This window comes from Paenibacillus artemisiicola (assembly GCF_017652985.1).
GTDB classification, from domain to species: Bacteria; Bacillota; Bacilli; order Paenibacillales; family Paenibacillaceae; genus Paenibacillus_Z; species Paenibacillus_Z artemisiicola.
In genome coordinates this window covers 202,798-217,274 of record NZ_JAGGDJ010000004.1, presented here as the reverse complement: position 1 = coordinate 217,274, position 14,477 = coordinate 202,798, and the positions used below count along the sequence as shown (strand labels likewise).

Sequence of the window (14,477 nt, the reverse complement as noted above, 5' to 3'; positions counted from 1 at the left end):
GTAGCGGGAAGGGGAGAGCTGAATTGAACATCGTGATCGTGGATGATGAAACCTCGGTGCTGAAAGGTCTGCGTCATATCTTCACCAAGCATTGCCCGGAACATGAAATCGTCGGTACGGCGCAGAGTGCTAAGGAGGCGCTGGACCTATTTCACGATACGGCAGTAGATGTGGTGATCACCGATATTATGATGCCGGATATGAACGGGATAGAGCTCTCTCGCGAAATTAGAAGGTTATATCCTCATATCTACATTGTCATTCTAAGCGGTCATGCCGAATTTGAGTTTGTTCGAGAAGCGATGCGCTGCGGCGCGTTCGATTATTTGTTGAAGCCATGCCGCTATCAAACCGTCATTGAGGTGTTTCTGAAGATTCAAGCAAAAGCAGCGGAGAAAGAGAAAGAGCAGTATCTCCTTTCCCACAAGCGGCTGCTGGAGAATCTGATACAACGGAATGCGGAGTGTCCGGTTGCGTGGGCAGTAGATTCGGATTTCCATGTGGCTGTCTTCTCCGGAGAAGAACCGATTGATCCTAAGATGGAAGAGCTTCTCGTCCATCAGCTGCAGCAAGGAGAGCTTGAGCGCATGGCACTGGAAACCGTTGTCTTCGAGGGCAGATTTATCGTTTTGTTTCGTGAAGCGATCGAGTATACGCTGCTTAAAGAGCGGTTGAATGAGTGCAGGCTGCGGATGCGAAAGCAAAATCGCATTCTCTATGCTTCCGTTCATCGGTTTCGGCTGAATAGCCAGTCGGTTGCGCAGGCGTTTGAAGCCTGCAGGAGCATCATCGAGTACATCGAGTTTAACGAATACGGCACGGTCATGGATAACGAGGCGTATACCGAGCATTTGAAGCTGCAAGAAAGCTTCGCGATAAAGAGCTATTTCTGTGGAAATAAATTCGGAACCTACTACATCGGAGCGGATGCGAAGAGGTTGCGCCACTATATCGAAACCAGCCTGCAGCAGCTGCATCGTCTTCAACTAAAGCCGTCTCCGGCTCAGCTGAAGCGGGACATGCTGAGCGAGCTCATTTATTTGGAGCATATGCTGAAAGAGCAGGGAGCGCCGTCCTTCATCGGCCGCCATATCGATTATGTGCAGGAATTGAATAGACTTCGCACGTTTAAGGAAGTGCTCGGGTGGCTGAAGCATTATGTCATGTCCGCGGTTATGTGCATGAATGACGAGAATCAAAATCCGCATTACATTCAGGCAGCGGTCCGCTACATGGAGCGCAACTATATGAAAGACTTGACGCTCAAAGAGGTCGCGAACGCTGTTTATTTAAATGCCTGGTATTTTAGCTCGCAATTTAAGAAGTATACGAATTACTCCTTTAGCGAGTTTTTAAATCAAATCCGCATCCGCATCGCCAAGGAGTTTCTAAGACAGAAGGATCTGAAGGTGTATCAGGTGGCGGAGATGGCCGGATTTCAGGATGCTTCTTACTTCAGCACCGTATTTAAGCATCTTGAAGGCATCACGCCGAAGGAATATCAGCAAGCTTTTCAGGCCACCTCACAGTTCCAATGATATTTAAGGAAATCGAATCTTTTTCCAATTTTTATTTCCTTCTAGCCGCTATACTCGGTTTATTCCAATAGAAGGAGGCGTGTAAATGCTAAAACTGAAAAGGTTTTCAGTGCTACTAATGACCATCGCTTTGATCATGACGACCGCCTGTACAAACAACAATAACTCCGCTACAAATGCAAACAAAGGCGGAAATATCGCAGATACGGGGGATGGTAATCCCGCTAAGGATGCGGATAAAGGCTCGGATACCGGAAAAGGAAGCGGCAAGATGACCGATGTCGGCACACCAAGAAGCGAAACCTTGATCGTCGATATCTTAGGCGGACGCAGTCCGGATTCGGATCGGTTTAATCCGTACGTGCCCGGCGCCGTGGCGATGGATGCCGGCGTTCACCAGCTGATGTATTCCAACTTGTGGGAGATCGACACGCAGAAAGGAACGCAAATTCCGGATCTCGCTGCTACGTTTCCTGAAGCGACCGATGCCACGAATACCAAGTTTACGTTTAAGCTTCAGGAAGGGCTCGCTTGGAGCGACGGACAGCCATTTACCGCGCAGGACGTTGAATTCACGGCGAATATGATTGCGAAATCGAAGGAGCTCGGTTACAACGGTTATTTCACAAGCTTGGTCAAGAGCATGAAGGCGGTCGACGACTATACGATTGAAGTCGAAACCGTCAAGCCGGAAACCAGGCTAGCCCAGAAGCTTGGCGTCGTGATCTGGGGCACTTCATTCCGGGTCATGCCGAAACATATTTGGGAGAAGGAAGATCCGGCTACATTCAAATTCTCGGATCCGATTGGCGTGGGTCCTTATAAATTGAAAGACCGCGATCCGCAGGGGAACTGGTTCCTCTGGGAGAAGCGCGAGGATTGGCAGAAGAGCGACATCGGCAAGCTCGTTGGCGAGCCTGGTCCCAAGTATATTCTCTTCAAGTTCTTTGGTCCGGAAGAGAAGCGGATTATCGCGATGATTCAGCATGACATGGATATTCTGCAGGATATTACCCCCGAGAGCTGGGATGTCTTAAGACAGAAAAACAAATACGCACAAGCGTGGTATTCCGACTTCCCGTATGCCACGATGGACGATCCGTGCGAGCGGGGCATGTCCTTCAATACCGCGAAGGAGCCTTACAACAATCCGGACGTGCGCTGGGCGCTTGCATTGATGACGGATATTAAGAACGTCTCCATGGCGACCTTCGGCGGCATGCTGCGCGTGTCGCCAATCCAGCTGCCACCGATTAAAGTGCTGCAGGATACGTACCATAAGCCGATGTTAGATTGGCTGAGAAGCTTTGAGCTTGCTGACGGCTATAAGCCGTTCGATGACAGCTATGCTGCAGGCATTGTCGATATGCTGAAGCAGCAAGGCGTCGAAGGATTGCCGACGGAGCAGAGCGCTGTCGTGGACACCTTCGGCGTAGGCTGGTGGAAGTTCGATCCGGTTGAAGCTGCCAAGCTGCTGGAGAAGAACGGCTTTAAGAAAGACGGAGATAAGTGGCTGATGCCGGACGGCAAGGCGTGGAAGATGACAATTAATGCGCCAGCGAACTTTGAAGTACAATCGATGAGACTCGCGTTTGCCGTCGCGGATACCTGGAGAAAACAAGGCATTGACGTAAATGTTCAGCAGATGGAGGGCGCATCCTTCTGGGATAGCGAATCTACGGGCGCGTTCGAGGTCGGTTCTTACTGGCCGGCTTGCGGTCTGCTGCCGGATACGACCGCGAATATGACCGGCTGGCACGAGAAGTATATTGTACCGGTTGGCGAGCAAGCGCCAGGCAACCGCAACCGCTGGGCCAATGATCGCGTGAGCCAGCTGCTTGACGAACTGGATGGATTGCAAAGCGATGATCCGAAGGTCGTACAGGACATTACGGAAATCAATAAGGAATTCGTGAAAGGGATTCCGTTCCTCCCCATGTTCGGCACCTCCAAGTTCGTTCCGGTCGATACGTATTATTGGGAAGGCTTCCAATCGTCGAAGAATGCGTTTGAAGGACCATGGTGGTGGTGGTCGGAGTTTAAGTACTATACGCCTCACTTGAAACCAACGGGCAGATAAGGCTTTAAGCTCCTTGGCATACATATCGGGCTGCTTCATTTAATCGGGCCCGGTATGTATGTGCCAAGGTTCAGAAGATCACATGGGCGGGAGATGCTGCTTTATGGGATTTTACAAGTTCTTGCTGACGCGGGTGCTGACCTTTTTGCTTGTTGTATTCATTGGGATTACAACGGTCTTTTTCGTGCCGAGGTTTATGCCGTCTGATCCTGTTGAAGCGATGATCGGGAAGATGACCGCGAACCAGGCCTTCATGGATCCGGAAGCCGTAATCACGCTGCGCGAAACGTTGAATGAATCCTTCGGTCTCGAAGGCTCGATATGGGACCAATATCTTGGCTTTGTGAAGCGGGTTATCTTCACCCAAGATTTCGGCCCTTCCCTCGCCAATTATCCGAATCCGGTCAATGAGCTGATCGCGAAGGCGCTGCCATGGACGATGGGACTATTGCTCGTATCGACGATCATTGCATGGCTGATTGGCAATCTCGTAGGCTTGCTAGCCGGCTTTCGCAAGGACAAAACCTACGCAAAGATCATGGAAGCGATCTCGATCGTCATCTATCCGATTCCCTACTACATTTTGGCTCTGATCTTAATCATGCTGCTCTCATACATCTATCCGATATTCCCGCTATCGGCGACGTTCCAAGGAGATGGTCTCTCTTGGGAGCATATCAAGAGCATCGTCTATAATTCCATCCTGCCTGCTCTATCCATGATCTTGGTCGGTACCGGCTGGTGGGTGATTAGCATGAAAACCTTGTCCGCCGGAATATCCGAGGAGGATTACGTTCATTTTGCAAGATTGAAGGGGCTGAGCGAACGCAAAATTATGACGAAGTATGTGCTCCCGAATGCTGCGCTGCCACAGATTACAATGCTGGCCCTGCAGGTGGGCACGATCTTTAACGGAGCTCTAATTACGGAAATTCTGTTCGGCTATCCAGGCGTCGGAACACTTATTTATACCGGTATTCTGCAAGCGGACTATAACTTGATCATGGGGACGATTACGCTTTCCATCATCGCGGTAGCAGGGGCCACTTTTATCGTCGACTTCATCTATCCCTTCATCGATCCCAGGGTTCGTTACAAATGAGCATGAGCCTGGTTGCTGCATAACTGCGGTTGGAGGTGAGTTCATATGAAGCATTGGAATTTTCGCTTGAAGCTCGGTGTCGTGCTGCTTGCTATCTTCGTCATACTCGGTTTCATTGTGCCGTTCTTCTACCACAGGAACCCGAATGAATGGGGCACCTATCTAAAAAATCTAAAGCCGAGCAAGGACCATATTTTCGGCACGACGAACCTTGGCCAAGATACGTTCTGGCTGCTTGCAAAGTCGATTCAAAACTCGTTTATCATCGGCATTATCGTTGCATTTTTTGCAACAGTGATCGGCGTACTGCTTGGACTGTGGGCCGGCTTTAAAGGTGGGTTTATCGATCGTCTGATTACGGTGCTGACCGATTCCTTTATCGTTATTCCGTCGCTGCCGATTCTGATTCTGCTCGGAAGCTTGATGCAGGGCAAGGCATCGCTCTACATGATCTCGTTCGTGCTCATTATTTTCAACTGGCCGTGGCCGGCGCGGCAGCTGCGCTCGATGGCGCTTTCGCTAAGCGAGCGCGACTTTATTAGCACGGCCCTCTTTTCGGGTCAGAGCACGCTGAAGATCATCGTGAAAGAAATTTTCCCTTTCGTGGCAGGCTGGTCGGTCGCCAACTTCGTCAATACGATTCTCGTTGCCATCGGCTCCGAATCCGGGCTTGCCGTTATCGGAATGTCCAGCAATGAGAAAGCAACCCTTGGGACGATGATTTATTGGGCGAATCAGCATCAGGCGATGCTTGCGGAGCGCTGGTGGTGGATCGGTTCTCCTGTCGTTGCGATCGCGTTACTCTTCATTGCGCTGTTCCTCGTGATGACGGGCTATCAGCAATATTCCGCGCTAAGGAGAGGGAAGTAATATGCTCAAGCTGAATCAGGTCAGCGCGCGATATAACATATTGACCGGCTATGTAAAAGCCGTCGACAAGGTCGACTTCGAAGTGCGAAGGAACGAGATCTTCGGGATTGCGGGCGAGTCGGGGTGCGGCAAGTCGACGCTGCTCAAAGTGATGTACGACTTGATCGATTACCCGCTTGAGATTTCATCCGGCTCCGTGGAAGTTCATACGACGGGCAAAAAAGGTGAACCGGTCGTTTACCGCAACGGCGAAATCCATAAAAGCTGGTGGAAGGACATTTCCTATGTGCCGCAAGGCGCGATGCATGTTATGAACCCGGTAACTCGCGTGAAACATCAATTCTTCGATACCATTAGCAAATTCCATGGCGTCAAGGATAAGCGCACGTTGGAACATGAGATTGTAGCTTATCTGAAAGAGCTCGATCTGCCGCCGGATGTATTAAAAGCCTATCCGCACCAGCTCAGCGGAGGTATGAGGCAGCGGGTGCTTATCGCATTAGCGACCTTCCTCCACCCAAGCATCGTGCTTGCGGATGAGCCGACCACGGCGCTCGATGTTGTCGTGCAAAGAGGGATTCTGACCATGCTGTCACAGGTGCAGCGCAAGCTGCAGAACTCCATGGTCATTGTGTCGCATGACATGGGTGTTCATTACCAAATTACGAACCGGATGGGCATTATGTATGCCGGACAACTGATCGAGGTCGGTCCGACAGAACAGATCTTCCATGCGCCACAGCATCCCTATACCAAGATGCTGATCCATGCCCTGCCGAAAATCGGGGACAACAGCCAGAAGGAAGGCATCCCGGGAACGCCTCCGAGCCTCAAAAATCCGCCTTCCGGCTGCCGGTTTGCTGCGAGATGCCCGCATGCGACGGACGTTTGCCGCATTGTCGAGCCTGAACGGGTGACTGTCGGAGAGGGCCATGATGCAAGCTGTCACCTGCTGCTGTAGGTAGCGGTGTGCGGGATAGTAGTTTCTTTGCCTCAAGAAGCGTTGGAAGGAGGTGTTCGGGTGGCTGCTAACCTACTGGAATTCAACCATTTATCCAAGCAATTCAAGATTGGCGGTATGCTGCTTGGAACCAAGATCACGGCAGTCGACGGGATTCACTTTACTTTACCGGGGGAAAAGCCGCAAATTATGAGCATCGTGGGGGAATCCGGATGTGGCAAGACGACCCTCGCCAAGATGATTTTGCGATTGCTCGATCCGTCCTTCGGCGAAATTCGAATTGATGGCACACCGCTTTCCTTTTATGCAAAACGGCGCAACCAGAAGGCGTTCCTAAAGAAAGTGCAGCCGATCTTTCAAAATCCGTTCTCGACCTTCAGCGCCCGCAAAATGGTTGACACCTATCTTTATGAAACGGCGCTTAACCTAGATGTCGCCGCGAACAAACAGGAAGCGAAAGTTGTCATCACCGAGGTCCTGAAATCGGTGGGGCTCGAGTACAGCAACGTAGCAGGCAAATATCCGAACCAGTTCTCCGGGGGAGAATTGCAGCGGATATCCATCGCGCGCGCGCTTATCCCGAAGCCAAGGCTGATTGTCGCGGACGAACCGGTGGCGATGATCGATGCGTCTCTGCGCATGAACGTGGTGAACTTATTCAAGAAGCTTAAAGACGAGTATAACGTCAACTTCGTCTATATCACGCACGACTTGTCCACCGCTTATTACGTCAGCGATTATATTGCGGCGATGTATAGAGGCAATTTGATTGAATATGGGCTCGCCAAAGAGATTCTAAGCAATCCCGCACACCCGTATACCGAACTGCTTCTCGAATCGATCCCTCGGGTCGGCAAGAAATGGGAGGAGGAGATGGCGCTCCCTGATCTAGAAAGCAAAGAGTATGCGATGGCGGGCTGCAAGTTCGCCGCGCGGTGCGCTTTCGCGAGGGACATCTGCCGCTCGACCAAACCGAGCATGCTTCATCTGAACAGCGACCATCAAGTGCTGTGCTTCAAGCCTAGCAATTATGAAATTCCCACGGTCAGCACGCAGAATCGTTCTCCGGAAAGCGCGGATGGGAATCCGTCTCGTTTGAAGATCTAACATATCATAACTGGAGGTTGGCTATCATGCTGCAAAACCATGGCTTGGGATTTGGATTATCGACTGCACCGCTCATGACGAACGCCAAGACACGATCCATCAGCGCTGAGAACCCGAAGGGCGAAGTCGGTGCAGGCGGGAAGGAAGCCAGTAATCTTGGCATCGCCAGGAAGGGTAGGCCATGTATGACGCTAAAGCAAGGCGAGACGGTCACGCTCGTGGACGTGGATGGTCCGGGGGTCATTCAGCACTTTTGGATTACGGTGACGGATCGGACGGATAAGGGCTACTTTGTCCTTCGTGATTTGGTCATTCGCATGTACTGGGATGACGAAGAGACGCCTTCCGTGGAAGTCCCTCTCGGCGATTTCTTCTGCAACGGATTCGGTGCCAGAAGCGTAGTCAACTCCTTGCCCATTGCCGTTAATCCGACCGGCGGGATGAACTGCTACTTCCCGATGCCATTCCGCAAGTCAGCGAAAATCACAATTGAAAATGAGCATGCAGCAGATATTGGCGGTTTCTTCTATCAGTTCAACTATACGCTTGTTGACGAACTACCGGAGGAAGCGGGCTATTTCCATGCGCAGTGGCGAAGAGAGAACATTACGACGGCTGCGAAGGACTTCACCCTTATTGATCATGTGAAAGGTAAGGGTCACTATGTAGGCACTTACTTGGCGTGGGCAGCACTGGAGCGTTACTGGTGGGGTGAAGGCGAGATTAAATTCTATATGGACGGAGACGAGGAGTGGCCGACCATTTGCGGAACAGGCACTGAGGATTATTTTGGCGGAGCTTGGTGCTTCTATGAGAAGCGAGACGGTAAAATCGTCGAGGTGCCTTACAATACGCCATACCTGGGCTATCCGTATAATTCGAGGACAGATACAACGCGGAGTGATATCTTCGGTGAGGACAGCGTTCCCATGCATGGCTTGTACCGCTGGCATTTGATGGATCCGATTCGGTTCGAGAATGAGCTGAAGGTGACGATCCAGCAGATGGGCCATAACAGCCGTGCTTTGTTCGAGCGGACGGACGATGTTTCGTCGGTCGCGTACTGGTATCAAGCGGAGCCGCATGCGGCTTTTCCGACGCTGCCGGCTGTTCAGACGCGCTGGCCGAGATAAGATAAGAAAGCTCAAAGTGGGGAGCAGGCTGCTACTGGCAGGCAGCCTGTCTATTTTTCCGTGGAAAGTGAGGTTGGGTTTTTATGATGGAAGCGAAACTGGATCGAACAAAGGTGCCGGGAAGGAAGCAACAGAGAGAACTTGCGCGTCGCAAGCTGCAAGCCAGGAGACAAGGACTCGTCCTTCTGACATGCTTCCTTGCAGCGGCAGCGGTCGTTGTAACAGTCTTGCTTTCGCCGAAGCTGGAGTCCGGGGCAGGGATGGCTATCCAGTTTGACTATCTAAGCCTCCCGATGCTTGGTTCCGCCGATGCGCCGGTTAAAATCGTAGAGTTCGGCGACTTCAAGTGCCCATCATGCCGTTACTTCAGCGAAAAAATTAAGCCACGGCTCATGCAGGACTATATCGATCAAGGCATTGTCTCCTTCTATTTTATAAATCATACGATTATCGGACCAGATTCTTTTGCAGCTGCGATGGCCGGACAGTCCATCTATCATCAGAATCAAGCGGAATTTTGGAAATTTTATAATGCCATCTATACCAACCAAGGCGATGAGCGGGTGGAATGGGCGAAGCCGGATTTTTTAGTGGAACTGGCTAGGAATGAAAAGCTCCAGGTAGACTATGACAAGCTGAGGCAGGATATTGAGTCGGAAGCCTTTGCAGATGAAGTGATTGCGCAGAACGAGAAGGCGGAAAAGCTCATTACGGGTACGCCGACCCTATTTATAAACGGGAAGAAGTTTGTTGATTTTACGAATTATGCGGCGTTGCAGAGTGAAATTACGAAGGCAATGAAATCTACGGGATAAAGACGGATGGGAAAATGTAAAGGGCTTTAAATGACCATGTTCCGTAATGAATGGTTTGAGGAAAGATGGATAGCGCCAATCAACCGCCCTGAAATAGTTGGGGCTAACTGTTAGAGGTCCCATTTTTTAATCGAAGGAGGGATAAGAAGCTAATATAGCGAATAATGAGATTATCCGATCCGAATGCTAAGAGAAACGAAGAATAAGGTGATAGCGCTGTGGTAAACACGGTCCTCTATAAAATATTGCTTCCCATTATGATCATGATTATCTCGTTTTCATCGATCTATTTAGAGCGGACAGATCACCCTATTTTGATGATTGCGACCGGTATTTCGTTACTATTCGCATTTAATGTCTATAAGAATAAACACGAGTTCATGTATCTACAATTGGTTTTATTAATCGCTTTTCATTGGTTGTGCCAGCTAAATTGGTGCTTGATGATATATGTGATATTGCTCGTTCGACAGCTCTCGCGTAATGAAGATTTAAAACGCGAAATATACAGTATGCTTTTTATAATGACCATCTACAGTCTTATACGCTTTTCCTACTCCACTATAAATAAGTACGCGCTACTGGTTACGCTTTCCGATATCGCCAGCTCGCTTGTATTCATAACGCTAGTATGGAAAATAAAAAGCAGTGAAAGAGAAAAAGAGAAACTGGAGAAAAAGAACAATGACCTATTGAAAAGAGACCTTCTGACGGGGTTGCTTAATTACCATGAATTCCAAAAAGAACTCATCAGGATGAAAGAGCGTGGTGAATTTTGTTTAATCATTTTGCATTGCCAGGATTTAAGATCACTAAATTTTCAACATGGGTATGAGCAAGCAAACACTGGTTTGAAGGAGATTGCTAGTCAGCTGGATTTCCATTTCAATACCTCTATTGTGTCCCGTTATGGCGGGAGTGAATTCGCGATTGCTATGGAGTTTGTTAACGAACTGACACCTAGAGACCGTGTGAAAGAAATACTAGATACGATCATTCTTGCTTATCCCCATTTAGATATGATTTATGCTCATGCATTCTCTAATGGACGCTCTTCAAGTGAGACGATTGGCGATGTTGAAAATCAACTTTTTCAAAAAAAGAAAGAAATATGGATGAATAGAGACGAACATATTTTTCGTGCAGACAAGTTAAAAGTTGTCGGAGAACTGGCTGCTGGTATGGCCCATGAGATTCGTAACCCATTGACCACAATAAAAGGGTTTCTTCAATTAGCTCATCAGAACCATTATGAGAATATTGAACGATACCATCCCATGATCATGGATGAGATTACACGCGTTACCGAACTCACGTCTGAGTTCCTACAATTTTCGAAGCCTAATCTTTCCCAATTAAAAATTGAATCGATGGAGTCTTGCATTAAGAGGGCAGTCTCAATAATGGAGACGGAGATTGACAGGAATGGTCATGAACTTCATGTCCATTATTCTGAACATTCTGTTTTTGTGAATGTTGAAAAAGATAAAATCGTGCAAGTTCTCGTAAATGTGTTGAAAAATGCTGTTGATGCCATGGATGAAGTGGGAAAGATAGGTATTAGAGTTAATAGAAACGATAATTTTGTATCTATAGAGGTTTCTGACACGGGGTTTGGGATGTCCGAGGTCACAAAAGCGAAGATATTTGAACCGTTTTTTACCACAAAAGGTCATGGCACAGGGTTAGGGTTATCCATATCCCATAAAATTATCCAGGATCATGGAGGACGATTAGAAGTTGTGAGGACTGGCCCTCAGGGAACCGTATTTTCGGTGATGTTGCCAGTGGTTTCTGCAACCGAAAGATAAGGGCATCCGAAGACGGAACTTGGTCGTTCTTCGTGTACAGCTCCCTCGGTACGATGTAATCTTCTCACAAATGCTCGCTTATTCACACGTCTCTCCAAGGAGCTTTTTTGAGTTCGCATTTGTTCGCTAATCCTTACATAACAGTACTTGTGACACGAACAGCACGGCAAATAGGTATTCGTTCCCCTTTTGTTATGGCAGCTCCCAAACTCCCCGCAAAGTGGGATCTCCGTGCACGCCAATCCAAGCAATGACGAGTATAATGGCGGTGTGTTCTGGTTTAAACCGCTATACGTTAATTTTGTCATTGTCATTACTCCTCTGGTCATTGCATTACATTTCTTTATAATACTTGAGCCGGTAATAAGAGTTGTATACAAGGATAAACAGATAGGCAAAGATCAATAGCAATATCGCGCTTAAATCTAACCCCATCAAGGATAATGATAAAATTAAGGCGGCAAACACAAAAACCGTCATGTCGTAGGCTTTCGCTTTTGCCCGATTAGCGATTGTCAAATGACGCTCGTCATTCGTGTCAATCTCTAGTTGTTTCGCTGCGGCAGGATTATTCTTCATCGCGCTTCGGAGAATGATTTCTCCAATTCCATGGCCGAAAATCACGCAGCCAACCCCAACGCAGACATAGGGCAGCGCTCGCAGCATCCCATACGGGTCATCGATTGTTTTGATGAAGAACAGACCGCCTGCGAATAGTACAACGCCTGAAAGGGTAAGGAAATAAGCCCAAATTATTTTATTCATTGCTGTTCATCCTCCTCATAAATGAAGATATCTTCGATACGCATACCGAAATAACGAGCTATCTTGAACGCCAGAAGAATCGATGGATTATAACGTCCGTTCTCCAGCGAACCGATCGTTTGCCTGGACACTTCAAGAGCCATAGCTAATTCTTCTTGCTTAATTCCGTGTTGCTTGCGGATTTCTTCTAGACGGTTGTTCAATACCTTCACCCTCCATATGGAAAGCGGACTTTCCATGAGGAAAGCATATCGTGCACCATAAACAATGTCAAGCGAACTTTCCATTTCGATGAAGGGCTTCCCTTGATTGTATGTAGCCGCGGCGTCCGCAAACTTGCTTGTTCGGTGAGATGGACATACACTTAAGAAAAAACATGCAGCAATTGGGGTGCATCTAATGTGGATATGAACATTTTCATTGTCGAGGACGATTCCTCCATACTGGAGTTGCTGAGGGAAAGGTTCAGGGCCTGGTCCTTGCACGCCTCCACGCCCCGAGATTTCGATCATATTATGGATGATTTTCTGAACGAAAAACCTCAACTGGTCATTCTGGACATCCAATTGCCAAGGTTCGACGGCTTTCATTGGTGTCGGGAGATTCGCAGCGTCTCGAATGTACCCATTCTTTTCTTATCCTCCCGAGATCACCCCATGGACATGGTGATGGCCATGAACATGGGAGCCGACGACTATATACAAAAACCGTTCCATTTAGACGTGTTGCTTGCCAAAGTGCAAGCCATTCTTCGCCGCACTTATACGTACGGCGAAGAGAGTGCTGACGTCATCGAATGGAAAGGCGCCCTGCTGCAGCTGAATCGCGGCGTTATCCGAAAGGACGGAAAGGAAATCGAACTGACGAAGAATGAATTTTTTATCCTCGCGACCCTCGTCAGGGCGAAGAATGAAATCATACCTCGCCAGGAACTGATTCGAAGGCTGTGGGAGGACGAGCAATTCGTGAACGACAATACGCTGACGGTAAACATGACACGGCTGCGCCAAAAACTGGCCGTTCTGGGGCTCGAAGAAGCGATTGTGACCAAAAAAGGACTGGGTTACATGGCCGTGCCCTAGCAGGGAGGAGGACTAGAGAAGTGTTGCCGGGATATACGGCTAGTATGAAGAGCTGGATGATAATGGTGTTGCTGCTTCTCGGACTCACCGATACGCTTCTTGTGCTGGACAAAGGAGTCGCTGTCGAGTTCCGGTCAATTGTATATTTGAACGTGTTGTATCTCTTATCGTCCGTACTTTTCTACCTATGGCGATTCCGGCGAGAATCTCGTTATTTACGGGCGCTTCGTGCACTCAGCTCAGACATCCATGACGACTGGTTCGAAGCCTTGCCCGCGCCCGATTACGCGCGGGACGAGCTGGTGAGTGAGGCGTTGCGCGCAGTGGACCGGTTTTATAAGCGGAAGCTGGCAGAATCCCATGCGGCGCTGTACATGGAGAACGATTATATGGCGTCCTGGGTCCATGAGATTAAGGCCCCGCTTACCGCCATGAAGCTGACGATCGAAGGCTGTCCCCGCGACCCGGCCATGCGAAGAATCGAAGCGGAATGGCTGCGCGTCTATCTGCTGATCGACCGGCAGCTCTACATGACCCGGTTGCCTACCCTGGAATCGGATTATGTGCTGGAGCCGTGCGGCGTCCGTCGGATGGCGATGAACGAAGTGCGTGATTTGGCTTCCTGGTGCATAGAGAAGAATATTGCAGTCGAATTCGAGGGGGAAGAAGCCGATGTCGTCACCGATAGGAAATGGTGCCGCTTTATCATCCGTCAGCTCTTGATGAATGCCGTCAAATACAGCCCCGAAGGCGGAACGATTCATATCGTCGCGGAAGTTCTTCCGGCCGGCCATGTCATGCTGCGCATAACGGACGAAGGACCGGGCATCTCGGCGCATGATTTGCCCCGGATTTTCGATAAGGGCTTTACGGGAGGGAACGGGAGAATCTACAACGCGGCGACGGGGCTGGGCTTGTACTTGGCACGGAGCGTCGCCGACAAAATCGGGATATCGCTCGAAGCGCAGGCAGGCCGAACGGTAGGCACGGAGATGCGGGTGATATTCACAGCTAAGAATGGCTTTGAAACGGTCCGGAGTGAGAGGATGCGGTCAGACGCGCTTGGCCAAGTCAGCGACGCCAGCCGTAAATATAAAGTGACCTCGAAAAGGTAGACATATGGTTTAGGCAACTTGCTCGGCATGAGTTCGGTACTGTACCGGACTCATGCCTTTTCGTTTTGCCTTCATGTGACTCAAGAGTTCATTACGAA

13 protein-coding genes are annotated in these 14,477 nt (G+C 49.3%); 11 read left to right on the top strand and 2 right to left on the bottom strand.

The features are described 5' to 3' along the window. The first annotated feature begins 32 nt into the window (after nucleotides 1-32). The 9 genes from I8J29_RS09460 (at nucleotide 33) to I8J29_RS09420 (ending at nucleotide 11,417) form a co-directional block, all read left to right on the top strand. Nucleotides 33-1,538, top strand: coding sequence for a response regulator (locus tag I8J29_RS09460; RefSeq protein ID WP_338113122.1), 1,506 nt, complete (start codon nucleotides 33-35; stop codon nucleotides 1,536-1,538). Nucleotides 1,539-1,623: 85 nt separating this feature from the next. Beyond that, nucleotides 1,624-3,618, top strand: coding sequence for an ABC transporter substrate-binding protein (locus tag I8J29_RS09455; RefSeq protein ID WP_208847365.1), 1,995 nt, complete (start codon nucleotides 1,624-1,626; stop codon nucleotides 3,616-3,618). Nucleotides 3,619-3,721: 103 nt separating this feature from the next. After that, nucleotides 3,722-4,720: an ABC transporter permease gene (locus I8J29_RS09450; protein ID WP_208847364.1), complete on the top strand. Its 999-nt coding sequence runs from the start codon at nucleotides 3,722-3,724 to the stop codon at nucleotides 4,718-4,720. Nucleotides 4,721-4,765: 45 nt separating this feature from the next. Then, nucleotides 4,766-5,590 carry an ABC transporter permease gene (locus I8J29_RS09445; protein WP_208847363.1) on the top strand — a complete coding sequence of 275 codons (825 nt, stop codon included), beginning with the start codon at nucleotides 4,766-4,768 and terminating at the stop codon, nucleotides 5,588-5,590. A 1-nt stretch (nucleotide 5,591) separates the two neighbouring features. Beyond that, complete coding sequence (locus I8J29_RS09440) at nucleotides 5,592-6,551, top strand: ABC transporter ATP-binding protein (protein ID WP_208847362.1); 960 nt, start codon at nucleotides 5,592-5,594, stop codon at nucleotides 6,549-6,551. A gap of 60 nt (nucleotides 6,552-6,611) precedes the next feature. After that, the gene (locus tag I8J29_RS09435) at nucleotides 6,612-7,658 is read left to right on the top strand and encodes an ABC transporter ATP-binding protein (protein ID WP_208847361.1); all 1,047 of its coding nucleotides are present in this window, start codon (nucleotides 6,612-6,614) and stop codon (nucleotides 7,656-7,658) included. Between the two features lie 26 nt (nucleotides 7,659-7,684). After that, on the top strand, nucleotides 7,685-8,791 hold the full coding sequence (locus I8J29_RS09430; protein ID WP_208847360.1) for a glycoside hydrolase family 172 protein: 1,107 nt from the start codon (nucleotides 7,685-7,687) through the stop codon (nucleotides 8,789-8,791). An 83-nt stretch (nucleotides 8,792-8,874) separates the two neighbouring features. Next, the gene (locus I8J29_RS09425) at nucleotides 8,875-9,606 is read left to right on the top strand and encodes a DsbA family protein (RefSeq protein ID WP_208847359.1); all 732 of its coding nucleotides are present in this window, start codon (nucleotides 8,875-8,877) and stop codon (nucleotides 9,604-9,606) included. Nucleotides 9,607-9,824: 218 nt separating this feature from the next. Next, nucleotides 9,825-11,417 (top strand): ATP-binding protein, encoded by a 1,593-nt coding sequence (locus tag I8J29_RS09420; protein WP_208847358.1) that lies wholly within the window; start codon nucleotides 9,825-9,827, stop codon nucleotides 11,415-11,417. A 333-nt stretch (nucleotides 11,418-11,750) separates the two neighbouring features. Here the strand turns inward: I8J29_RS09420 and I8J29_RS09415 are convergent, their stop codons facing one another. Both I8J29_RS09415 and I8J29_RS09410 read right to left on the bottom strand, forming a co-directional pair. Further along, entirely contained in the window at nucleotides 11,751-12,182 is a 432-nt protein-coding gene (locus I8J29_RS09415) for a hypothetical protein (RefSeq protein ID WP_208847357.1), read from the bottom strand. Next, entirely contained in the window at nucleotides 12,179-12,385 is a 207-nt protein-coding gene (locus I8J29_RS09410; protein WP_208847356.1) for a helix-turn-helix transcriptional regulator, read from the bottom strand. Before I8J29_RS09410 ends, I8J29_RS09415 begins: the two co-directional genes overlap by 4 nt. A 204-nt stretch (nucleotides 12,386-12,589) precedes the next feature. On the opposite strand from I8J29_RS09410, the gene I8J29_RS09405 reads away from it, so the two are divergent. Together I8J29_RS09405 and I8J29_RS09400 are read left to right on the top strand one after the other, a co-directional pair. Then, on the top strand, nucleotides 12,590-13,264 hold the full coding sequence (locus I8J29_RS09405; protein WP_208847520.1) for a response regulator transcription factor: 675 nt from the start codon (nucleotides 12,590-12,592) through the stop codon (nucleotides 13,262-13,264). Nucleotides 13,265-13,308: 44 nt separating this feature from the next. Next, entirely contained in the window at nucleotides 13,309-14,379 is a 1,071-nt protein-coding gene (locus I8J29_RS09400; RefSeq protein ID WP_208847355.1) for a sensor histidine kinase, read from the top strand. The last annotated feature ends 98 nt before the right edge of the window (nucleotides 14,380-14,477 follow it).